This window comes from Sphingobacterium sp. (assembly GCF_039596235.1).
Lineage (GTDB): Bacteria > Bacteroidota > Bacteroidia > Sphingobacteriales > Sphingobacteriaceae > Sphingobacterium.
On record NZ_JBCNKE010000008.1, the window covers coordinates 57,432 to 78,325 of the forward strand.

At 38.6% G+C, this 20,894-nt stretch carries 20 protein-coding genes and 2 tRNA genes; 9 read left to right on the plus strand and 13 right to left on the minus strand.

Annotated elements, in window-relative coordinates; translation table 11 throughout:
* The first annotated feature begins 1 nt into the window (after window position 1).
* The 5 genes from ABDW32_RS16380 (at window position 2) to ABDW32_RS16400 (ending at window position 4,402) form a co-directional block, all read left to right on the plus strand.
* A complete protein-coding gene (locus ABDW32_RS16380; RefSeq protein WP_343564286.1) occupies window positions 2–277 on the plus strand; it encodes a LysO family transporter in 276 nt (91 codons plus the stop codon).
* On the plus strand, window positions 267–869 hold the full coding sequence (locus tag ABDW32_RS16385) for a lysine exporter LysO family protein (RefSeq protein WP_343564288.1): 603 nt from the start codon (window positions 267–269) through the stop codon (window positions 867–869). The genes ABDW32_RS16380 and ABDW32_RS16385 overlap by 11 nt, the downstream gene beginning before the upstream one ends.
* A gap of 41 nt (window positions 870–910) precedes the next feature.
* Window positions 911–2,776, plus strand: a complete 1,866-nt coding sequence (locus tag ABDW32_RS16390) for a glycoside hydrolase (RefSeq protein ID WP_343564290.1) — start codon at window positions 911–913, stop codon at window positions 2,774–2,776.
* Window positions 2,777–2,977: 201 nt separating this feature from the next.
* The gene (locus tag ABDW32_RS16395; RefSeq protein WP_343564292.1) at window positions 2,978–3,523 is read left to right on the plus strand and encodes a CopD family protein; all 546 of its coding nucleotides are present in this window, start codon (window positions 2,978–2,980) and stop codon (window positions 3,521–3,523) included.
* A gap of 72 nt (window positions 3,524–3,595) precedes the next feature.
* Window positions 3,596–4,402, plus strand: a complete 807-nt coding sequence (locus tag ABDW32_RS16400) for a DUF4476 domain-containing protein (RefSeq protein ID WP_343564294.1) — start codon at window positions 3,596–3,598, stop codon at window positions 4,400–4,402.
* Between the two features lie 168 nt (window positions 4,403–4,570).
* On the opposite strand, the gene ABDW32_RS16405 is transcribed toward ABDW32_RS16400, so the two are convergent.
* The 4 genes from ABDW32_RS16405 to ABDW32_RS16420 form a co-directional block, all read right to left on the minus strand.
* A complete protein-coding gene (locus tag ABDW32_RS16405; protein ID WP_343564296.1) occupies window positions 4,571–6,001 on the minus strand; it encodes an NAD-dependent succinate-semialdehyde dehydrogenase in 1,431 nt (476 codons plus the stop codon).
* Between the two features lie 660 nt (window positions 6,002–6,661).
* Window positions 6,662–7,876 carry a bifunctional 3,4-dihydroxy-2-butanone-4-phosphate synthase/GTP cyclohydrolase II gene (locus ABDW32_RS16410; RefSeq protein ID WP_077437666.1) on the minus strand — a complete coding sequence of 405 codons (1,215 nt, stop codon included), beginning with the start codon at window positions 7,874–7,876 and terminating at the stop codon, window positions 6,662–6,664.
* A 72-nt stretch (window positions 7,877–7,948) separates the two neighbouring features.
* The gene (locus ABDW32_RS16415; protein WP_343564300.1) at window positions 7,949–9,433 is read right to left on the minus strand and encodes an LptF/LptG family permease; all 1,485 of its coding nucleotides are present in this window, start codon (window positions 9,431–9,433) and stop codon (window positions 7,949–7,951) included.
* 101 nt (window positions 9,434–9,534) lie between these two features.
* A complete protein-coding gene (locus ABDW32_RS16420; RefSeq protein ID WP_028070596.1) occupies window positions 9,535–9,912 on the minus strand; it encodes an START-like domain-containing protein in 378 nt (125 codons plus the stop codon).
* A 65-nt stretch (window positions 9,913–9,977) separates the two neighbouring features.
* Between ABDW32_RS16420 and ABDW32_RS16425 the strand changes: the two genes are divergently transcribed.
* From ABDW32_RS16425 to ABDW32_RS16435, 3 genes are all read left to right on the plus strand, one after another.
* Window positions 9,978–10,051: transfer RNA gene (locus ABDW32_RS16425), tRNA-Met, on the plus strand.
* 292 nt (window positions 10,052–10,343) lie between these two features.
* Window positions 10,344–10,417 (plus strand) — tRNA-Met (locus ABDW32_RS16430).
* 77 nt (window positions 10,418–10,494) lie between these two features.
* Window positions 10,495–12,411 carry a peptide-N-glycosidase F-related protein gene (locus ABDW32_RS16435; RefSeq protein ID WP_343564302.1) on the plus strand — a complete coding sequence of 639 codons (1,917 nt, stop codon included), beginning with the start codon at window positions 10,495–10,497 and terminating at the stop codon, window positions 12,409–12,411.
* Between the two features lie 52 nt (window positions 12,412–12,463).
* Here ABDW32_RS16435 and ABDW32_RS16440 read toward each other — a convergent pair whose 3' ends face one another.
* The 3 genes from ABDW32_RS16440 to ABDW32_RS16450 all read right to left on the minus strand — a co-directional run bounded on the left by ABDW32_RS16440 (window position 12,464) and on the right by ABDW32_RS16450 (window position 15,454).
* Entirely contained in the window at window positions 12,464–14,143 is a 1,680-nt protein-coding gene (locus ABDW32_RS16440) for a hypothetical protein (RefSeq protein ID WP_343564304.1), read from the minus strand.
* A gap of 1 nt (window position 14,144) precedes the next feature.
* Window positions 14,145–14,921: an ABC transporter ATP-binding protein gene (locus ABDW32_RS16445; RefSeq protein WP_343564305.1), complete on the minus strand. Its 777-nt coding sequence runs from the start codon at window positions 14,919–14,921 to the stop codon at window positions 14,145–14,147.
* 143 nt (window positions 14,922–15,064) lie between these two features.
* Window positions 15,065–15,454 carry a hypothetical protein gene (locus tag ABDW32_RS16450; RefSeq protein ID WP_343564306.1) on the minus strand — a complete coding sequence of 130 codons (390 nt, stop codon included), beginning with the start codon at window positions 15,452–15,454 and terminating at the stop codon, window positions 15,065–15,067.
* A gap of 201 nt (window positions 15,455–15,655) precedes the next feature.
* Here ABDW32_RS16450 and ABDW32_RS16455 point away from each other — a divergent pair, with 201 nt between their 5' ends.
* Window positions 15,656–15,916, plus strand: coding sequence for a hypothetical protein (locus ABDW32_RS16455; protein WP_343564307.1), 261 nt, complete (start codon window positions 15,656–15,658; stop codon window positions 15,914–15,916).
* Here the strand turns inward: ABDW32_RS16455 and ABDW32_RS16460 are convergent.
* From ABDW32_RS16460 to rplM, 6 genes are all read right to left on the minus strand, one after another.
* Complete coding sequence (locus ABDW32_RS16460) at window positions 15,913–16,737, minus strand: AraC family transcriptional regulator (protein ID WP_343564308.1); 825 nt, start codon at window positions 16,735–16,737, stop codon at window positions 15,913–15,915. The two genes, ABDW32_RS16455 and ABDW32_RS16460, sit on opposite strands and share 4 nt — an antisense overlap.
* A 248-nt stretch (window positions 16,738–16,985) precedes the next feature.
* Window positions 16,986–17,849: an SDR family oxidoreductase gene (locus ABDW32_RS16465; RefSeq protein WP_343564708.1), complete on the minus strand. Its 864-nt coding sequence runs from the start codon at window positions 17,847–17,849 to the stop codon at window positions 16,986–16,988.
* 189 nt (window positions 17,850–18,038) lie between these two features.
* A complete protein-coding gene (gene tsf, locus ABDW32_RS16470; protein WP_343564310.1) occupies window positions 18,039–18,875 on the minus strand; it encodes a translation elongation factor Ts in 837 nt (278 codons plus the stop codon).
* Between the two features lie 198 nt (window positions 18,876–19,073).
* On the minus strand, window positions 19,074–19,871 hold the full coding sequence (rpsB, locus tag ABDW32_RS16475) for a 30S ribosomal protein S2 (protein WP_077437657.1): 798 nt from the start codon (window positions 19,869–19,871) through the stop codon (window positions 19,074–19,076).
* Between the two features lie 18 nt (window positions 19,872–19,889).
* A complete protein-coding gene (gene rpsI / locus ABDW32_RS16480) occupies window positions 19,890–20,276 on the minus strand; it encodes a 30S ribosomal protein S9 (protein ID WP_070563091.1) in 387 nt (128 codons plus the stop codon).
* Between the two features lie 11 nt (window positions 20,277–20,287).
* A complete protein-coding gene (gene rplM / locus ABDW32_RS16485) occupies window positions 20,288–20,731 on the minus strand; it encodes a 50S ribosomal protein L13 (protein WP_077437655.1) in 444 nt (147 codons plus the stop codon).
* Window positions 20,732–20,894: the final 163 nt, after the last annotated feature.

Here is a 20,894-nt window from a genome sequence, read left to right on the forward strand (position 1 = left end):
CATGTTTACCGTTTTTTTTGTCATGCTTTTAGGTGTGGGAATAGGGATAGGACTTCGATCCTATCCTATTCTTAAACATACAGGTATTCTTGTCCGATTGGTCATATTTGCCTTACTATTTCTCTTGGGACGAGAGGTCGGACAAAATCCAAAAATAGTAGATAATCTTGATACATTGGGGTTGCAAGCTATACTGATCACATTGGCCGGAGTAGCTGGGAGTGTTCTTTGCTCATGGCTCGTTTATCGTTTATTCTTTAGCAAACATGAAAGGTAGTTTGATCATTCTCGCATTTTTTATCGTGGGTGTTTTTGTCGGTTTCAAGGGAATTATTCCAGCTGAATTGTTGAAAGAAGAATGGAATACTTACGTCCTCTATGCATTGATGTTGTTGGTCGGGGTCACCATTGGGTATGATAGAGAACTCTTAGTGTCTCTTCGAAAAGTTAATTTAAGCATCGTGCTTGTGCCCCTGGCAACTATCGTTGGAACATTGTTAGGTACGTTTATCATTAGTTTCTTTATCCGGGACTGGAACGCACCTGAAAGCATGGCCGTAGGATCTGGATTTGGTTACTATTCTTTATCAAGTATTTTTATTACACAGTATAAGGGTGTCACATTGGGAACTATAGCGTTGATGTCGAATTTGATGCGTGAACTATTAGCTCTCTTGATGGCTCCATTAGCTCGGAAATGGTTTGGTCCATTGGCGCCGATTTCTATCGCTGGAGCCACAAGCATGGATACTGCATTACCCATTATCACACAATACTCCGGCAAACAATATGTTCTCGTTGCGATCATCCATGGTATATTGGTTGACTTCAGTGTTCCCTTTCTAGTTACTTTTTTTTGTTATTTATGAGAAATAAGATCGAAACCTTATGGGTTATAATTAGCTTTTGTTTGATTTTAGTAGGATGCAATACGGTCAAGCCTTCTAAAATGGATGGTTATGGTGGATTGTTAAGGGTCGAACAGGAACCGGAAGGTTCAGCCCGTCGAACAAATCCATTTTATACCGATCGCGGCGCTTGGGTGGGATTTGGTATCCATGAGAATAAGACCGTGACCGGTTTTTGTGGACCCTATGATCTGGATGCGCGCGCTTGGTTAAGTAGTGCTTTGTTGCAGATTGGAACAGCTCTGGTTCGAGAAAAAAATCTTCTGAGCCGTGATAGCAGTTGTTATTATCCGGATCACTTGTGGATGCGTTTGCGAGGAGAGGGTATGGAAGTTGAGCAAACTATGAAACTCGTTTCATCAACAACTGCCATCTTTCATATTAAAAACAAATCATCAAAAGAGCTATGGACTTATGGCAATCTCAATCAAGGGCAATGGACATTAGCAGATAATACGTTGTGGTCTAAACTTCCAAATGGGGAACTTCTTTTACTATCTTTTGAAGCTGGTGTGAAAGTAACTTGTAATCAGGGGAAATATGAAGCCCATTTAGAAAAAGCTGATACAGAGATTGTCCTGATCCATTATGCTAACCCGATCAGTTTGGAAAAAGCGCTTGTAGCAGCAAAAGCCACTGTTAAGCAAAGTAGGGCTTTAAGCATACAGCATACAGCACGCTGGGCGAATTATATCAGCTCAAATACACGTTCGGAACTCTCCATGGAGGAACATCGCATTATGGTGAAAAGTATGATGACGCTGATGAGCAATTGGCGGAGTGCAAAAAAGGAATTAAAACATGACGGTGTCGTCCCTTCACATGTAGCTGACTACTTTGTTGGATTTTGGGCCTGGGACTCTTGGAAGCATGCTGTTGCACTGGCACAGATAGATCCTGTTTTGGCGAAAGATCAGATTCGCGCTATGTTTGATTTTCAAGATAGTGTCGGGATGATTGCTGATTGTATTTACACGGACCATCGCGAGAATAATTACCGTGATTCCAAGCCACCATTAGCTGCCTGGGCGGTAAATGCAATCTATGAGGCAGATCATGACTTATCTTTTGTACGTGAAATGTATGATAAACTAGTCTTGTATCATGAATGGTGGTTTCGTTACCGGGACCATAATAAAAATGGCATCTGTGAGTACGGTGCTACTGATGGAACATTGGAAGCCGCGAAGTGGGAAAGCGGCATGGACAACGCTATACGGTATGATAGCACTCAGATGTTATTAAATGAAAAAGGTGCCTGGAGCATGGATCAAGAGTCTGTGGAGCTCAGTGCTTATCTTGAGTTGGAACGAAAATATCTGATGCATTTTGCGGAATTGCTCGGTGTGCCATTTCGGGGAAAAAAGGAACCCTACCTAACGATGGAATATTTCTTTGATAGTGAGCATGGTTATTATTTCGATCGCAAATTGGATGGAACGTTTATCACGTGTTTTGGTCCTGAAGGTTGGTCGCCGTTGTGGACAGGCTCAGCGACTAGGTCACAGGCTGAAGCTGTGATACGTGTGATGCGGGATACCGCTAAATTTGGCTCCTTTGTGCCTTTCCCTACTGCTGCGCTAGATGACCCTAAATTTATGGATCGTGGATATTGGCGTGGCCCTATTTGGTTGGATCAGGTTTATTTTGCGATTTCTGGATTAAGGAAATACGGTTATCAAAAAGAAGCGGATTTATATACTCACCAAGTATTTGAGCGGCTGGAGGGATTGTCTGGCAATGGACCGATTCATGAGAACTATGAGGCCCGCACCGGTAAAAAGCTTAAAGCTCCACATTTTAGCTGGTCAGCAGCCCATTTGTTCTTGCTCTATAAGGAATTAAATACTTCTTCACAAAAGAAATAGACCGATTGAAATAGCCGGAAATACTAACGCTTCAAATCCGCTATGCGATCTAGCAGGTTTGAAGCTTTGTTTATTTCATATATTACTGGCACTAAAGTTATCAAGGAAAAGTTCTGCGTCTTTTTGTATACTGTATGTAAGATTTATCTAATTAAAGCTTAGCTTTATCGATTGCACTTAACTTTTCTTATTTTTGTAACTATGGTCTATTTATACGCAAAAGCAGTTCATATTATCTTTGTGGTTTGTTGGATGGCCGGATTATTTTATATCGTTCGCTTGTTCATTTATCATACGGAAGCTAAATCCAAATCTGCGGAAGAATATGGGGTTTTGCATAAACAGTTTATACTGATGGAGAGCAAATTGTGGTGGATTATCACCACACCTGCCATGTATCTTACTATTCTGGCGGCTTTTGTCATGCTGTATATCAATCCGGGATTGTTGACCATGGGTTGGATGCATGTTAAACTTACTTTTGTATTGGGACTAATTCTTTATCACTTTGCCTGCCAGCGTATTATGTTTCAATTAAAAGAGGAATCTTCCACTTGGTCCTCGACCAAATTGCGTCTTTGGAATGAGCTGGCAACTGTATTATTATTTGCAATCGTATTTACAGTCGTCTTAAAATCTGCTCTCAATTGGATATTTGGTGTCCTCGGACTTTTAATATTATCGATTTCTCTGATGATGGCTGTAAAACTCTACAAAAAGTTCCGAAATAAAAAGCAACTCAAGTAAAACGTTAAATTCTTATTTTTCTTAATCCTTTTTTATTCTTACTAGTCGAACGATTATAAATTGAAAAGGAATATGTACAAAAGACTTTTGACTGTGATCATGTTGCTAGCTATGGCAAATGGGGTATTTGCCCAACGTTATAGACCTTATGGAGGAACATTAAATATCTATTCGATCGATGCTCCTTTCTTTCTTTATATCAATAATGTTTTGTACAATACTAGACCCTCCAATGATATTCGTGTGCCGAATTTACAAAATCCAAGGTATAATCTCCGAATAGTATTCGCAAATAGACAGCGTAGAACACTAAACGGGACTGCGGTGCAGCTTGTTAATCGAAACGGCCAATATCTTGATGTTGTGTTTTCCGTAAGCAGCCGTGGCGGAAATAGAGGAATTGTATTGGAATCGATGAATCCTGTTGGTCGGTATAATGATAATTATCGTAATAGGGATAACTACAATGACGATGATGATAATGCAGACAGCTATTATCGCGATCAACAACAAAACGAGCGCTATAGCGAGTCTGAGGATGATCGAAACTATGGTCAACGAAACCAAGAAGATCCGGCCGATAATATGGAGTATCCAGATAAAAATGAAGCTAATCAATTGAACGATCTGCTCAATCAAAAAGAAAATGATCAAGACCGTTTGCAGATTGCTGCTCAGGAACTGAAAAATAGACGATTGCGCAGTAGCGAAATTATAGATCTCATGGAACTATTTGTAAGGGACGATAATAAATTGGCTTTTGCTAAATATGCTTATTCAGGTTGTGTGGATAAAGAAAACTATGATAAAGTAGGCGAAGCATTGTCTTTTAGTTCAACACGGGAAAAATTGACAGAATTTATTAAAACACAGCGGTAATTATCCAGCTGAGCCGAAGCTTATTTTTCTGTGGCGGGGTTTGATTGACCAAGAAGCGTGGTCGACATAAAATCGATAAACAAAGGGGCTACCTGTCTCATACATTTAACAATGATAATATATGGGACAAGCAGCCTCTTTCCATAATAGTAGTTGGCTATGTCGTATTTATTCGGCGAAACAGATGTACTTCAGTTCCATATATTCATCGAGCCCATGTTTTGATCCCTCTCGACCTACGCCAGATTGTTTTACTCCACCAAATGGAGCTGCTGCATTTGATATTAATCCCGTATTAACACCTACCATACCAGCTTCAAGTTGTTCTGCTACGCGAAAACAACGATTGATATCGGTACTATAGAAATAGGAGGCAAGGCCAAATTCAGTTTGATTGGCCATGGTGATACCATCTTCTTCTGTTTTGAAACTAAACAGTGCGCAAACTGGCCCAAAAGTTTCTTCATGAAATATAAGTGCTTCTTTGGGGATATTCGTTAGGACAGTAGGTTGGAAAAAAAGATCTTTGATCACATGTCCACCTGTCGCTAATTCTGCGCCGTGCTTTAAAGCATCCTGAACATGAAGTTGCACTTTTTCTAATCCCTTGGCATTGATCAATGGCCCAACTTGAACTCCCTTGTCCAATCCATTGCCTACTTTTAATTGACGAACTGCATGCGCAAGTTTTGTAGCAAATTCATCGTAGATGTCTTCCTGGACTAAGAAACGGTTAATAGAGACACATGTCTGTCCAGCATTTCGGAACTTACCGGCTATAGCACCTTCGACTGCGGCATCAATATCTGCATCATTAAATACTAGAAAGGGGGCATTTCCACCAAGTTCCATGGAGACTTTCTTGATGTTTGAAGCTGATTGTTCGACCAATGTTCTACCTACCTCGGTAGAGCCTGTAAAAGAAAGCTTTCGTACAAGATCATTTGTAGCTAGTTCTTTTCCTATACCAGCACTGTCTTTTCCTGTAATAACATTGAAGACGCCTTTTGGGACACCGGCCTCTTCAGCTAGTTTGACCAATGCAATTGCAGATAAAGGTGTCTGTGATGCAGGTTTGAGAACTACTGTACAGCCTGCCACGAGTGCGGGAGCAACCTTTCGGGTAATCATAGCTAAAGGGAAATTCCAGGGCGTAATTGCAGCAACGACACCCACTCCCTGTCGGATGGTCATCATGCGTGTTCCTTTTTTCTGGACTGGGATAGTTTCCCCATAGGCTCGCTTACCTTCTTCGGCAAACCACTCAACAAATGAATTGCCGTAATCTACTTCTACTTTCGATTCATGGAGAGGTTTTCCACTCTCAAGTGTCATAATTTCAGCAAGCAAGTCTTTATTTTGTTGAATAAGATTGTACCAGTTGCGAACAATAATACAGCGTTCTGTTGACGTTGTATTCTTCCAGCTTTTCCATGCCTTATCAGCGGCTTGTATTGCTTTAATGCAGTCAGCAACTTTAAGATCCGGTAATACTGCAATTGCTTTTCCTGTGGCGGGGTTTATCACATCAAATGTATTTTTTGATGTGATAAATTTTCCATTTATATAGGCTTTGTCAATTATAAGTGGATTTTTCATTGGAATTATATTTTTTTCAAATTAATGTTTCTTTCTATGGTCTGTATTTTATTTATTTCCTGGGCTGTCCGAATAACCGCTACTTTTGAAACAATATCCGTTTACTCATTGTTTGGTAAACACACAAGATTATAGAAGGCTTTACTTAGATAAATTTTTTTCGTTGTCTTTCGGAGGGGACAGTGCAGGATGTATTGGATCCAAACCATTTATAACGATTTTTTGCAAAATAATCGTAAGCTGTGTCCAGCCATGCCTTTGGTAATATTTTTAGGGAATATACGATTGAATATGGAAAACCTAATGTTTTGCAGATATTCAATATCGCCTCACTTTTAATGAAACTGCTGTTAGGAGACAAGTAGACGATGGAATCAATATTTTTAGGCGTGGCATGTAAACTATTTTTAGCGAAGTCAGATTGTAGAGAACTAAATAGAAATCTATTATTACGATCTATTTTCAATAGAATTTGAACAAAACGATTACAAACTAAGCAATCACCGTCAAAAAAGATGATATGTTTACCTTTCGTATCCATATGTATAAAGTTACCTCTATTTCTTGAAAGAACTGCCATGGGAACATCACAACTTTCATAAAAAAGCGGTGTTCTCCATGGAGAAACACCGCTTTTAATAGATTCTTTTCTAATTTCTATTACAGATTCTTCATAATGGTATGACCCATACGATCTCTTTTAGTTTTTAGATATTCCTCGTTGTAGGGATTCGCTGTAATTTCAATTGGAACATTTTCTACAATTTCCAGACCATAACCGACCAATCCTGCACGTTTCGTAGGGTTGTTGGACATCAGGCGCATTTTTGTTACACCTAGGTTCCGTAGGATTTGTGCACCTACGCCATAGTCTCTCAAATCAGCCTTGAATCCAAGTTGTGTATTAGCATCAACAGTATCTAGGCCATTTTCCTGTAATTTGTAAGCATGTAATTTATTGATTAATCCAATACCGCGCCCCTCTTGGTTCATATAGACAATTACACCTTTTCCTTCGTTTTGAATCATCTCCATCGCCTTGTGAAGTTGAGGTCCGCAGTCACAACGGCAAGAACCAAAAATATCACCGGTCACACAAGAACTATGTACACGGACAAGAATGGGTTCATCCTCGTTCCATTCTCCTTTATAAAGGGCGAGATGTTGTTCGCCAGTATCTTTTTGTGTAAAGGCTTTCATTTGAAAATCACCATATTGCGTCGGCATATTGACTGTTACTTCTTCATTGATCAATGAATCGTGTTTTAAACGGTATTCAATAAGGTCTTCAATACTGATAATCTTTAAATCAAATTTTTTGGCAACTTCCATTAATTCTGGGAGTCTTGCCATTTCGCCATCTTCTTTTAGGATTTCGACCAATACACCTGCTGGTTCAAAACCTGCCAAGCGAGCAAGGTCAACAGTGGCTTCGGTATGTCCTGTACGGCGAAGTACACCACCATCTTTAGCAATCAATGGAAAGATATGCCCCGGTCTACCCAATTCTTCATAGTGAATATTGGGGTCGATCATTGCCTTGATCGTCTTTGAACGATCAGATGCAGAGATCCCAGTTGTACAACCGTATCCCTGTAAATCGATAGAAACCGTGAAATTAGTTTCATAAACAGCGGTATTTTGTCCCACCATTAGGTCAAGATGTAAAGCATCAGCTCTTTCCTTGGTGATCGGAGCACATACTAAACCACGACCATGGGTTGCCATAAAATTGATAATTTCGGGAGTTGCATTACGGGCTGCAGTGATAAAATCACCTTCATTTTCACGATCTTCGTCATCTACGACGATAACTACTTTTCCTGCTTGTATATCAGCGATCGCTTCTTCGATCGTGTTTAATTTGAATTCCATTTAATTGTTATATTGTATTGATACAAAGTTAGTGTAGAATCTAATTTTATTTATAATAAGGCTGTCACAAATCTAATGTGACTCTTTTAATTTATTCTTTTTAGCGAATTTCTCTTTGATCCATTTCCAGGCTGCTTCAGTTTTTAATTTATACTGATCAATATCAAAAAGAGCAGAATCAGTAGTTGATTTATAGGTCAAAAATGCAGCTAAAGGTGTTAATACGATAATGGCCATCCACATTCCGATAGCCGAAGATATGGCTCCATCTTTAGCCGTTTTTTCCGCTACCGTAGAGATAATATGATAGATTAGGAAGAAAATGATAGCCATAACAACCGGAAGCCCGAGCCCTCCCTTTCTAATAATTGCACCTAAAGGGGCTCCGATCGCAAATAACAGCAGACAAGATACAGCCAATGTAAACTTTCTATGCCATTCAATGCGATAACGGATGTCTTTGGTCTTATAATCTTTAAATTCAAGGGTACGACTATTAAGATCTTCTTTTAAATAGTTTAGTTGGCTCAATGCGTTCATAGTGATCTGTGTCCGTTGTTCAGAGGGGACAAGATCGGCGACCAGATCTTTATAAGGTTTGATCTTTGCTTCTTTTACTTTTGGCTGGCCGGGTTGATTTGGACTAAAATACTTTGAATAGATATTATAACGCGTATCTAACGTCCTTGTGATTGCTTTACCCATACTATCAATTTTAATATGGTTGGAGTCAATATACATATCCAATTGTCTAAGGTTTAACATTGCATGGTGACTCTTGAAAAGACTTTCATCTGTTTTGCCTTGTTGAAAGCTACCCATGTCGAATTTTTGTTCTGTTTCCTTAAACTTAAAGCGTGTAAATTGCTGGCGTGGATCGTATGTTTTTGAGTTCTTGGTTCGAGACTCTTCATAGCGTATTCCATCCTTTAGTTTGAGGATCATATAGCTATTGTCCGGTGAATTATAGATATAGCCTTCTTTGGCCATTAAAACATTATTGGCTGTGTTTCCACCACGATGATCGTAAATCATTAGATCATAAAGAATGGTTCCTTCTTTATTTTTTCCTCTTGCACGAATGGAATATCCCGGAATCGTATTGTTAAAAATACCTGGTTTGATTAGAAAATCGGCTTTTTTATTTCGCACATCTGTCAATAGCGTGCCCATCTTTAGATTGACGACAGGTAGGATGAAATCGGAAAATAGAAAAGAGCTTGTGGCGAAGATCGCTACAAGTATAAATAGGGGAGTCATGGCTTTACGTAGTGATACACCCGCGGCCTTGATAGCTACAAGCTCATAGCTTTCCCCTAGGTTACCAAAGGTCATAATGGAAGACAATAACATGGACAAAGGCATTGCCATTTGAATCTGAACAATGCATTGATATCCAATAAGCTCCATAATGGTGTACCATTCAAATCCTTTTCCGATCAAATCATCAATGTATTTAAATAGGAAAAGCATCAATAATACAAACATCACAATAAAAAATGTGACGATGAATGGTTTAATGAAAGCTTGAAGAATAAGTAAATGAACCTTTTTCATCCGTGACGCTAAGCAAACTGATGCCTTTACATTAAAGCATCTTTCATCCAAAGAGCTCTTTTAGAGCCCTTGGTGAAAATATATTGCAAAGATAGGTTTTTTTATGCACCTATAACACTTTGAAGATAGACGATTGAATTTTTCCAGATTAATTTTCTATTTTCCAAGTCCTCTTCTTTAGCAAAATCTGTTATTTTAAGTGCAACATCATTTGTCAGTTCATCTTGATCAATCTCTAGGTCAAAATAGTAGGGATCATCATCGAGCCACTTAAAACGCACCGATTTGTTTTCCTTTGACGCGACGATTTTTGCACGATGCGGTTCATCGTCCCAAATGAAAGTATAAACAGTGTCTTTGTAGTTTACATCATCTGCAAACCATTGTGCCAGTTCGTTTGGTTCTTGCAAATACGGAAATAAAATTCTAGGTGAAGAGTTGATGATATATTCTAATTGGAATTTTATTTTATCTGCCATATAAATGTTTTTTTAAATTTTAGTTTGTTTAAATCAAAAATAAGCTATATTTGCATTCCCAAAATGGCGGGGTAGCTCAGATGGTTAGAGCGTTGGATTCATAACCCAAAGGTCGGCAGTTCGATTCTGCTCCCCGCTACAAATCTCTCCCCATTTTGCTTTTTACTGCATAAACTTATTATTTGTAATAATACATATTTATTTTGTTATTGCAAGTTTTTTTGTGAAAAGTTGAAGGCTTTTTCTCAAATATTTGAATTTAAAATCCCCGATCTCTTATTCCAATTTTTTTCGTGGCTTAAATGTCTTTTTACTTCGTTAAGAATGAGTTTGTTGTGTGGTATAAAGGTTTTTGATCATGATAGAACGCTAAAAAAAATAAAAAAATCTTTTGAATTGACAGGTGAAGTGGTATATTTGCATACCGAAACGGCGGGGTAGCTCAGATGGTTAGAGCGCAGGATTCATAACCCTGAGGTCGGCAGTTCGATCCTGCTCCCCGCTACTTTTGAAAAGGAAAGTCAAATTACAGACTTTCCTTTTTTTTTGACCAGATTTTGGACTAGCTTTTAAATTAACTTAATGAACTTAAGACCTATACTTATTCTTGTGTGGCTTATTATCGGCTATTATGCTGTCGCACAAAAGCAAGTTATAAGCCATGTTGTTACGCACGACCGCGCGACTATTATTTGTGATGCTGCTAAAGGTGAAAATCCCTATCCAGCATGGGGAGTATTTCCCAAAGCCGAGTATCCTGTACGAAAAATAACCATGCATGTCACTTTGGGAAGTCCTGATAGCTTGAACACAGCACATTGGGATTATTTGGATCATATCGTATTGAGACGCAAAGGCGGAGCAAAAGGAGAGACCCTCAACTATGAATTAGGTCGAATGCTGACCCCTTATGGCAGTATTTACAATAAGGGCTGGCAATGGAAGTGGCAAGTAGATGTCACTGATTTTGCTCCCTTTTTGCGGGATAGTGTGGAGATTGTATACGTCCATTCGGGCTTTGAGGATAAAACCGTCGGCTGGGCGCTTAGCATAGATTTTGAAATACTATCTGGGCCTCCGGTTGTAACTGCACTGGGCATAACGCCTTTATGGAATAAAGCCTTTAAGTATGGTGATCCCAACGAAAAGATAGAAGAAACTTTATTGCCGGTAGTTTATCAATCGCTGGGACATGCGGATTTAAGCCGGATACGCATTCAGCATACTGGGCACGGTATGGACAAACCCCGTGGCTGCAGTGAGTTTTGTACGCGGTGGCGTGAACTCAGGCTTGACGGAAAGGTTGTCGACCTGCGGGATATGTGGAAAAAGTGTGGGGACAACCCCTTATATCCACAAGGTGGAACTTGGATCTTTGACCGAGCATATTGGTGTCCCGGTGATCTACAGCAACCTGATGTAATTGATGTTTTTACAAAGCCGGGACGTCATATAACCGCATTGCAAATGGAGCCCTATACTGCAACAGCTAATATACAAGCGGTTGAAAATATCTCAGCTTATTTATTTCATTATTCGAAACCCAATCAAAAAATAGATGTTGCTGTTGAATCTATTATGGTACCTAATGATGAACAGCGTTTTTCGAGACTAAATCCAGCAAGTTCAGGTCCGCGGATATCTTTTAGAAATCTCGGCGCAGAACCCTTACATTCGCTCCATATTGTATATGGAACTAAGGGCTTTCCTTCCAGAACATTCGATTGGGAGGGGAATCTTTCCTTTAATCAAGCCGCAGAAGTATTACTGCCAGGAGAAATTCAAGAAAAAGATGGCGAGAATATCTTTCATGTAGAACTTGTCCAACCGAACGGTAAGAAAGACGCATGGTCCGGAGACAATGAAATGGAAACTGTTTTTACAGCACCAGAGAAGTTTCCTGCTGAATTTGTGGTGAAATTCCTTACAAATAAAGCACCTCAGGACAACAGTATTTTTTTGATAAATGCTAAGCAGGATACAATTTTTCAAAAAAAACCAGCCCAGTTGACTGCAGTTACACTTTATACGGATACGATACGTCTTACTGCAGGCAACTACTCCTTTCGTCTAATCGATACGGCTGGGAATGGACTACAGTTTTGGGCACAACCCGAAAACGGTGATGGTTATCTTCGCATTTTTGATCTCAAAGGAAATCTTATTCATGCATTTGAAAGTGATTGCGGTGTCGGGGAAATGTTTAGCTTTAAAGCTGTTTCAGGTTTCGATATGGATACAAAAAACGCCCGATATGCATTTTCACTTTACCCCAGATCAGTGGTGGACCAAACCCAATTAAATGTAGTATCCAATCAACTGAGTGATATGACCGTACGGATAACAGTAGATGGCGTAGAGTGGCAAAAGCATGAATATAAAGCCATAAAGGATGCGGTATTCAACTACGACCTTACTCATCTTCCTAAAGGAAGAATAATTGTAGAAGCTTTTATGGACGGTATCAGCCGGTTTAAGGGGCGGATCAATAAAAAGTAACCATGAAATACACAGGTTCGTTGTATTGGAACCTGTGTATTCATTGTAATTCTTAATTGTCATCAAAGGCCAGACTATTCCAATCCTCTTTTTGGAGGTATTTAAGCATGATAAAAAATAAAATCCAGCCGAGAGCCGCCAGCCCCCATATCAACAGTTCATATTGAAAGATAACTTTATGAAGGTAGCCCAGAAGCCCGAGTAAGCCTAATATCAATAAGTTGATCAATGCTTTGGAATTGGGCTGACTTGCCTTGGAAAAAGGATAGTTTTTTACCAAAAAGAGCATGATCAGGATACTTTCGATTCCACCTATGGCCGAGGAAAGCAATAGATCATTTAGAGCGCTGATACCAAATAGAGGGACACAAATGCAAAGAAATAGGATATTAAAGGGCAGTACATATTTAATAAGACAAGCTTTAAGTACGCCGGTCATAAATTGTCCGGGACGATCTATTGGCGTAACATAATATATCCAGGCTGCTTTATACTTGTTGCTCTGTGTGATCAACTGAAATACCGTTAATATGGTTAACAGTGACAGATAGAACATAATGACATATAACCCAGATTCGCCTAATTTTTTCAGCTTCTCTGATAATGACAAACCTTCGCCAGTGCGTAAGAATAGAAATATAAAATAGATGGGCAAATAGGCTAAAGAGGGATAGAGCTGCTGTTTAAATTCTCTTGTTTTTGAACTTATAAGCCATACAATACTAAACCCAGCTTCTTCAAGTGGTGATGAGCATAGACTTGTTCCCAATTTTTTATATAAAGGGCGCTTTGCGCTATTGTAGGAAATGTTCTCCGCCGTTTCAGGTAATGATGTATCGGCATTTGCAAGGCCGGCTATTTTTGCATTAAATCCGCTGGAAAATAAATGTGTGCAGGCATAGATACCAAACAATGGCACAACTAAGCCCAGCACGGAAAATAGGATGATCTGTGGGCTATGGTCACCCAAAAGCAAGGATTGAAAAGAAGCAATCCAGGTACTGGGAAATAACCAAAGAAATTTGAGCTGTTCAATGGTTAATTGGGACTCAACGATTGTTTGAATCAGATTGGGGCCAAGGTAATAGGCTAAAAAAATAATCATTGAAAGTCCAATCTGTAGATAGGTAATAATGTCCTTAAATTTTTGGATGGGCAGATATTTGATGCTTATCAGATAGAAACCATTGACGAACACCAATGCGACCAGTGTGCTTAGGAGCAGTTGTAAAACTAATAGGAAAATAGCGAAAACATTCCAGTTGAAGAGGACGTAAATCAGAAGTGGCAAGGAAAGTGCAATGACCTGGTTGAAAAGTTTAATGGTTATAAATGTTATTCGCGATAATGTTATCGTCCGATCATTGACTGGCTTGGGGATTATAATATATTGATCCCTTGTATCCAATAATATGGGCGAAAAGTCCGAAACTAATGTAATGCTCAGCATGCTTGTAAAACACAGTAGCATGATAGCGAGGGCTAAGTAAGGATCTGGAATTAAAATAAGAATAACCATGAACATCAAGCCGATGATCATATACATGATAAACTGTATAATGGAGGACGACGAAGAGGACTTTCCTGTATTACGTTTCCTAAATGTGATTGGTTTTCTATTATCTAAGGTAACTTTAGTTTCTAAGATAATTTTAAACTGCGGAAAGTTTACGCCCAAATTTTCCCAGACTCCTCTAAATAGAAGAATAAATCGTAAGAGATATCTTTCCATATTATTGAATAGCAGTTATGATGTCAGATGCGTTCAGTGCATCATTGTCCGTATTGGTTAATTTTGCGAAAATATGCTCAAGTGATTCGTTGGGATTTGATTTCAATTGGTCAATCGTTCCATCCGCAATAATACTTCCTTGACTGATTAGGAGGATTCTATCGGATACTTTTTCAACAACATCCATCATGTGTGAACAATAAAAAATCGTCTTACCTTCTTTGGCGAGTAACGATATGAGTTCTTTCACGAAGATCACAGCATTTGCATCTAGTCCGGACAGGGGCTCATCCAGGATGATGATCTGCGGGTTATGGATAATACCGGATATTAGGAGTACCTTCTGACGCATGCCTTTGGAAAAGGTGTCCATTCTGTTATTGGCATTTGCAGCCAAACCGAATGCGTTTAGTAATTTGAGAGAACGTTCCTGGATCACATGGTCCTCCATACCATATAATTTTCCGATAAAATCAAGATATTCCGTAGGCGTCAATACTTCGTAAAGCTCTGCGTTTTCAGGAACATATCCAAGTTGGGATTTTATCGAAAGTGAATCCTTTTGGATATCAATGCCATTGATCTCTACTTTGCCAGTGAAGTCTTCGATCAGTCCTGTCAATATCTTGACGGTAGTAGATTTTCCTGCCCCATTGGGACCTATATAACCAATGACTTGTCCCGGATATATATCTAGATTAATTCCTTTTAAAATTTCTTTTGTTCCGTATGATTTTTTTAGGTCAATGATACGAATGAGCGGTAACGGACTTTCCATGTATTTAAATCTTCGAATAAACTTACATAAAAATAAAGAGTTATGGGATTATTTTGCTGTTGAATACCATATTTCTTTAAAAAAGGTAGTATATAAAAAAGGAGTCCTAAGACTCCTCTGAAAACTACTTTATAATCGGAAAACTACCTGTCATTTTTTGGATACCCTTCTTCATCAAGATCATCTCGGAGATCTTCTTCGTTCTGGGCCAGTTTTTTATCTAATGGTGATAGGCGGTTATGGTTGAAAGTTTCTATGCGCATATGTGCATCTTCCAATTCATCTTCTTGTAAATCTTCACGATCGGCATATTCATCGCCAACAAAAGGATTTGAGTTATCATAAGTGGAGTCGTCATCGATAGCTCCTTCGGATAGTGTATCATAATCTGCCGGATGATCGTAATCGGGATCGTTGTCATCCACGTCCAACTCATAACTCTCCATCTCGTCGTTATAAGCTAGATTTTGCTCTGAGTCAGGATAGTCTGCTTCGATTTTTCCCTTTATTTTTTTGTGTTCTGTGCTAGCCATAATACTAAGATTTATCTATAATATACAACAGGCAATGGAGTGAAAAGTTTTAAAAATTATTACATGATAGAGACGGAATATGTTTTATTGGGCATTATACCTAATAAAAATACGAACCAAACAGTTGTAAAATTCTACTAAATAAAGCAAACAAATTGAAAATATTTTTGTTACTGATAATAACAGTAAATCTCGGTCCTTATGATTTTCAAGCGTTTAAATTATCAGACATTACAGAGTTTGCGTCTACAGGGATATAATATTCTATTGACCATCGGGCGTTCAGAAGATGAGAATCCAATTTATTTTCCTATGAAATTGGAATCATTCAATTCAACAGAAGCTAATAGCAAAAGCGGACAAGAACATACACAGCAGGGGCAGAGGATATTGATTCTCGAAGAAGCGATCCAGCGTTCGTTAAATAACGACCTCAGCGGTATTATTCAACTTGAAAATTAGTTGTTTATTTGTTTTGATTTCTTGTAAGCACTTGGCGTTATATTTCTTTTTTTCTTATAAAAATTTGTCAGGTGGCTTTCATCGTTAAAACCTAGTTCATCCACGATTTGTTTCATTGTATATCGGCTAGATACTAACCGTTCTTCGATAAGTTGGGTACGGATATCATCTATATATAGCTTATAACTTCTCTGGTATTTTTTTTTGAAAAAAGCTCCAAAATAATTGGCTGAGATCTGAAAATGATCGGCTATATTTTTTATTTGTAGTTTGTCGGGAAAATAAATATTTTGCTGAATATAGACTTCTATTTCATGAGACATTTCACGGGACTCATGAATGGGAAGGTCGAGATCCTTTAGCATATTTTCGATGAGTGCGAAAAGTGACATCACCTGATGGAAAATAAAGGTAGATGTTTCTGATTTTTCATATTCTCCTTGTTGATAAATTAAAGCGATTACTTTCTCTATTAATTTTCGATTCTCCTTTTTGAGCGACAGGCTCTTATTTTTGAGTATTTCTGAAGTGAAAATATCCTGGGGATTATAAGACAGACAAAAATTTTGCTGTATGTGATGTAGGTCTTTGAAGTAATGGCTTGAAAAATATAAAATAAATACATTCGAATCTTTCTTACTTTCAAGTATTTCTGAAGTGGTGTTCAAGAAGAGTAAATTTTCTTTGAGAAATTTTGCGCCATTGTTTTTTGATACCAAAACACCTTCCGAAATATATGCTAATGCAAAATCAAAACCTAGTTCATTGAGATCAATTTTTTGCTTATGTTTGATTTTTTCGGAGCGGAAGGATAAATTCATTGTATGCGGGTATATTGTATGTTATAAATTATTGGTGAATCAGCCTGCTTGATAATCTTTGGTGGAATATTGAGCAGTTATATGCTGCTTATCTTAATTGCTTTAGACAGTTAGGTACAGATGATGTCGGCAGGTTAAATTGTGCGAAAAATACTTGCACCCAACTGAACCAAAGACCAAATATCGTTATTTTGAATCATATCTTTTTTTTAGGAAAACATGGGCGGATTTTGCATCTAGGAATAGGATTAAGTACTTTTTGCACTTCGCGTCATTTTTTCGATATCATCCCATTTTTCCTCGGGAATTATATCCAGACCGTTAAATTCTCCTGCGCCTTTTAACCATTCTCCACCATCTATTGTTATAACATCGCCATTGATGTAGCTTGAATAATCAGATACAAGATAAGCGGCAAGATTTGCCAGTTCGTCTAATTGGCCCAAACGTCCTAAAGGAATCCGTTTTGTAGGGGATAGGAGTTCACCTATTTCACCAGGAAGAAGACGTTCCATGGCACCTGAGGTTTGAAACGGACCAGGAGCAATTGCATTTAAACGTATTCCTTTTTTCCCCCATTCGACTGCGAGCGATCTTGTCATAGCCAATACGCCAGCCTTGGCTGTCGCTGAAGGAACTACGTAGCCTGAACCTGTCCAAGCATAGGTAGTCACGATACTAAGTACTGTTTTATTTTGGTCCTTATTTTCAATCCAACGTTTACCTAGCGCCAATGTGTAATTAATACTGCCCTGAAGTACAATTCCGATGACGGATTCAAAAGCGCGATGGCTCAAGCGTTCGGTAGGGGATATAAAATTGCCTGCTGCATTGTTGATCAGTATGTCTATTCCGCCCAATTGCTCGTAGCCATAGGTAACTACACGATCGACATCTTCATAAATACGCACATCACCAGCTACTGCTAGGCAAGTCCCTTGATGCTTTTCAGATAATTCCTTTGCTGTCTGTTGAATCACATCGTCCTTCCGGCTGCTGATCAAGCAGGAAGCACCTAATTCGAGGAAATAATCAGTCATCGCTTTTCCTAGTCCGGTACCACCACCGGTAATTAAAATGCGTTTGCCTTTTAGTGCACCCTCTTTTAACATACCCATATCTTGTTTCGTTTTTATGTATGATTAAGTTACATAAATTTGAATGAAAATAAAAGCCATTCTCAAAAGAGCGCCAGAGTTGACAGAGAGGTTATTATCAGAAATGTTAGGCGGACAAAAAAAACAGGGGCTATTTTGTCAATAGTCCCTGCTGTCCAATCTATCGCTAGAAAGGAAATATGCTTATGCGCCTAATTGCACGCGTTTGAAAGCAGTTACTGTCAATCCTTTAGAAACTGAATCTAAGAATTGAGCGATATTTTTAGAAGAATCTTTTACAAATTCTTGGTTCAACAATGTTGTATCTTTGAAGAATTTGTTCAATTTACCTTGAGCGATTTTTTCAGCCATCTCTGCCGGTTTGCCTTCAGCAATGATTTGTTCTTTCGCGATAGCGATTTCACGGTCGATTGTGTTTTGATCAACACCATCTTTATCAATTGCAATAGGGTTCATCGCTGCGATTTGCATAGCAACATCTTTACCAGCTTCTTCAGCACCAGCTGCGTCAGCAGAAAGTCCAACCAATACACCTAAACGATAGTTACCGTGGATATAAGCGATTACTTTTTCTGCGTTGATAGTTTCGTATTTAGAAACGTCAATTTTTTCTCCGATTACACCAGTTTGCTCGATCAAAGCATCAGCGATTTTCTTGCCATCAAGTTCCAAACCTTTTAATTCTTCCAAAGAAGCTGGTTTATTGTTTAATGCAAGGTCTGCAATTTTTTCTGCGAAAGCCACGAAATCTGAGTTTTTCGCTACGAAGTCAGTTTCACAGTTAACTTCAACTACGATACCTGATTTACCATCAGCAGTAGCTTTAGCGATGATAACACCTTCGTTAGAGTCGCGATCTTGACGGCTAGCAGCTACTTTAGCGCCTTTTTTACGCAAGTAATCTACAGCAGCTTCGAAGTCACCATTAGACTCAACTAAAGCTTTTTTACAATCCATCATACCAGCGCCAGTTTGTTGACGCAATTTGTTTACATCTGATGCAGAAATTTGTACTGACATGTTTATTTCTTTTTATTATTGTTTACTACTGAAAATTTTGTACAATATTAACTTAAAACATGTTAAGCTAATATGAAGTTTAACATTCCTTTATGGTCTAGAGCTGTTAAACCAAAAAAACCGGACAGATAGGCTAGTTCAAGAAAAGTGATCTTTTCCAGAAACTAACGCTACGCTATCCGGTTTTGAATAAAAATATTATTCTCCGTCTTTCGCTTTGCGAGGACGTTTAGCTTCTGAAGCTTCGTTATTGTCAACTTTTGCTTTCGCAGCAGCAGCATCTTTTTCAGCTTCTTCTTCTTTGTCGCGTTTGCGCTCGTCCAAACCTTCTTGGATTGCTTGACCAATGATGCTAGCGATTAAGCTAATAGATTTACTAGCGTCATCATTTGCAGGGATTGGGAAATCAATGTTTGAAGGATCAGAGTTTGTGTCTACCATCGCGAAAGTAGGGATGTTCAATTTCATTGCTTCAGAAACAGCGATGTGTTCTTTTTTCACATCGATGATGAATAAAGCAGCTGGTAAACGGTTCAAATCAGCGATACCTCCTAAAAGGTTTTCTAATTTGATACGTTCACGTTGAATCATCAACTTTTCTTTTTTAGACAATACATCATAAGTACCGTCTTTTTGCATTTTGTCGATGTTAGACATTTTTTTGATAGACTTACGAACTGTAGCGAAGTTTGTAAGCATACCACCTAACCAACGCTCAGTTACGAAAGGCATATTAACCTCTTTAGCTTGTTGTGCGATGATTTCTTTAGCTTGTTTTTTCGTTGCTACGAATAAAACTTTACGACCTGATTTTACGATTTGTTTGATAGCTGAAGCAGCTTCTTCTAATTTCGTAAGAGTTTTGTTCAAGTCAATGATGTGGATACCGTTGCGCTCCATGAAAATGTACTTAGCCATTTTCGGATCCCATTTACGTGTAAGGTGACCAAAGTGCACACCTGCATCCAATAAATCTTGATAAGTAGTTCTTGCCATTTTTTGATCCTCCTTTGATTAACGTTTACTGAATTGGAATCTTCTACGAGCTTTACGACGTCCTGGTTTCTTACGCTCAACCATACGGTCATCACGTGTTACTAAACCTTTAGCGCGTAATGCAGGTTTAACTTCTGGGTTAAGTTCAACCAAAGCTTTTGCGATCGCTAGGCGAACAGCTTCAGCTTGACCTTTAACACCACCTCCGTTAACGTTTACTTTTACATCAAAGTTTGCTAATTCACCAGCTACATTCAAAGATTGTGTAGCAATGTATTGCAAAGGTAATGTTGGGAAATACTCTTTATAGTCTTTACCGTTTATGATAATGTTTCCGCTACCAGCAGTTAAGTAAATGCGGGCAACAGCAGTTTTTCTTCTTCCTGAAGTGTTAGTTGTTGACATGTCGATTCTCCTTAAAATTTAACTGGTTTTGGATTTTGTGCTTCATGTTTGTGCTCAGTACCAGCATAAACGTAAAGGTTTTTAAACAATTGACGACCTAAACGGTTTTTAGGAAGCATACCACGAACAGCTTTCTCGATGATGCGCTCAGGGAATTTAGCCATTAACTCTTTAGGAGAAACGAAACGTTGACCACCTGGGTATCCAGTGTAGCGTACGTAAACTTTGTCGCCTAATTTGTTTCCTGTCAATCTAATTTTGTCTGCATTGATAACAATAACGTTATCTCCACAGTCTACGTGTGGGGTGAATGTAGGCTTGTGCTTACCACGAATTACTTTCGCGATGTTGCTCGCCAAACGCCCCAAAATCTCTCCTTCAGCGTCAACAACGATCCACTCTTTGTTAACGGTGTTCTTGTTGGCAGAGACAGTTTTGTAACTTAACGTATTCACTTGCTTTTGTTTAAATAATTTGTAAAATTTTATTTATCTTCCCCTTATCACAAGGGTCTGCAAAGGTACATCTATTATTCTATATTTTAAAATCTATTTTACTTATTTTATTGAAAACGAGCTAAGTTTCTAATAGGATGGGCCAATCTCAATATTTTTACAA

Excerpts from the sequence above, each read along its gene's own strand:
- ABDW32_RS16445 (WP_343564305.1), bottom strand. The coding sequence starts at position 14,921 with ATGGAAAGTCCGTTACCGCTCATTCGTATCATTGACCTAAAAAAATCA.
- ABDW32_RS16420 (WP_028070596.1), bottom strand. The coding sequence starts at position 9,912 with ATGGCAGATAAAATAAAATTCCAATTAGAATATATCATCAACTCTTCA.
- ABDW32_RS16455 (WP_343564307.1), top strand. The coding sequence starts at position 15,656 with ATGATTTTCAAGCGTTTAAATTATCAGACATTACAGAGTTTGCGTCTA.
- rpsI (WP_070563091.1), bottom strand. The coding sequence starts at position 20,276 with ATGTCAACAACTAACACTTCAGGAAGAAGAAAAACTGCTGTTGCCCGC.
- ABDW32_RS16460 (WP_343564308.1), bottom strand. The coding sequence starts at position 16,737 with ATGAATTTATCCTTCCGCTCCGAAAAAATCAAACATAAGCAAAAAATT.
- ABDW32_RS16400 (WP_343564294.1), top strand. The coding sequence starts at position 3,596 with ATGTACAAAAGACTTTTGACTGTGATCATGTTGCTAGCTATGGCAAAT.
- ABDW32_RS16410 (WP_077437666.1), bottom strand. The coding sequence starts at position 7,876 with ATGGAATTCAAATTAAACACGATCGAAGAAGCGATCGCTGATATACAA.
- ABDW32_RS16435 (WP_343564302.1), top strand. The coding sequence starts at position 10,495 with ATGAACTTAAGACCTATACTTATTCTTGTGTGGCTTATTATCGGCTAT.
- ABDW32_RS16415 (WP_343564300.1), bottom strand. The coding sequence starts at position 9,433 with ATGAAAAAGGTTCATTTACTTATTCTTCAAGCTTTCATTAAACCATTC.
- ABDW32_RS16440 (WP_343564304.1), bottom strand. The coding sequence starts at position 14,143 with ATGGAAAGATATCTCTTACGATTTATTCTTCTATTTAGAGGAGTCTGG.
- ABDW32_RS16385 (WP_343564288.1), top strand. The coding sequence starts at position 267 with ATGAAAGGTAGTTTGATCATTCTCGCATTTTTTATCGTGGGTGTTTTT.
- ABDW32_RS16405 (WP_343564296.1), bottom strand. The coding sequence starts at position 6,001 with ATGAAAAATCCACTTATAATTGACAAAGCCTATATAAATGGAAAATTT.
- ABDW32_RS16450 (WP_343564306.1), bottom strand. The coding sequence starts at position 15,454 with ATGGCTAGCACAGAACACAAAAAAATAAAGGGAAAAATCGAAGCAGAC.
- tsf (WP_343564310.1), bottom strand. The coding sequence starts at position 18,875 with ATGTCAGTACAAATTTCTGCATCAGATGTAAACAAATTGCGTCAACAA.
- ABDW32_RS16465 (WP_343564708.1), bottom strand. The coding sequence starts at position 17,849 with ATGTTAAAAGAGGGTGCACTAAAAGGCAAACGCATTTTAATTACCGGT.
- rpsB (WP_077437657.1), bottom strand. The coding sequence starts at position 19,871 with ATGGCAAGAACTACTTATCAAGATTTATTGGATGCAGGTGTGCACTTT.
- ABDW32_RS16395 (WP_343564292.1), top strand. The coding sequence starts at position 2,978 with ATGGTCTATTTATACGCAAAAGCAGTTCATATTATCTTTGTGGTTTGT.
- ABDW32_RS16380 (WP_343564286.1), top strand. The coding sequence starts at position 2 with ATGTTTACCGTTTTTTTTGTCATGCTTTTAGGTGTGGGAATAGGGATA.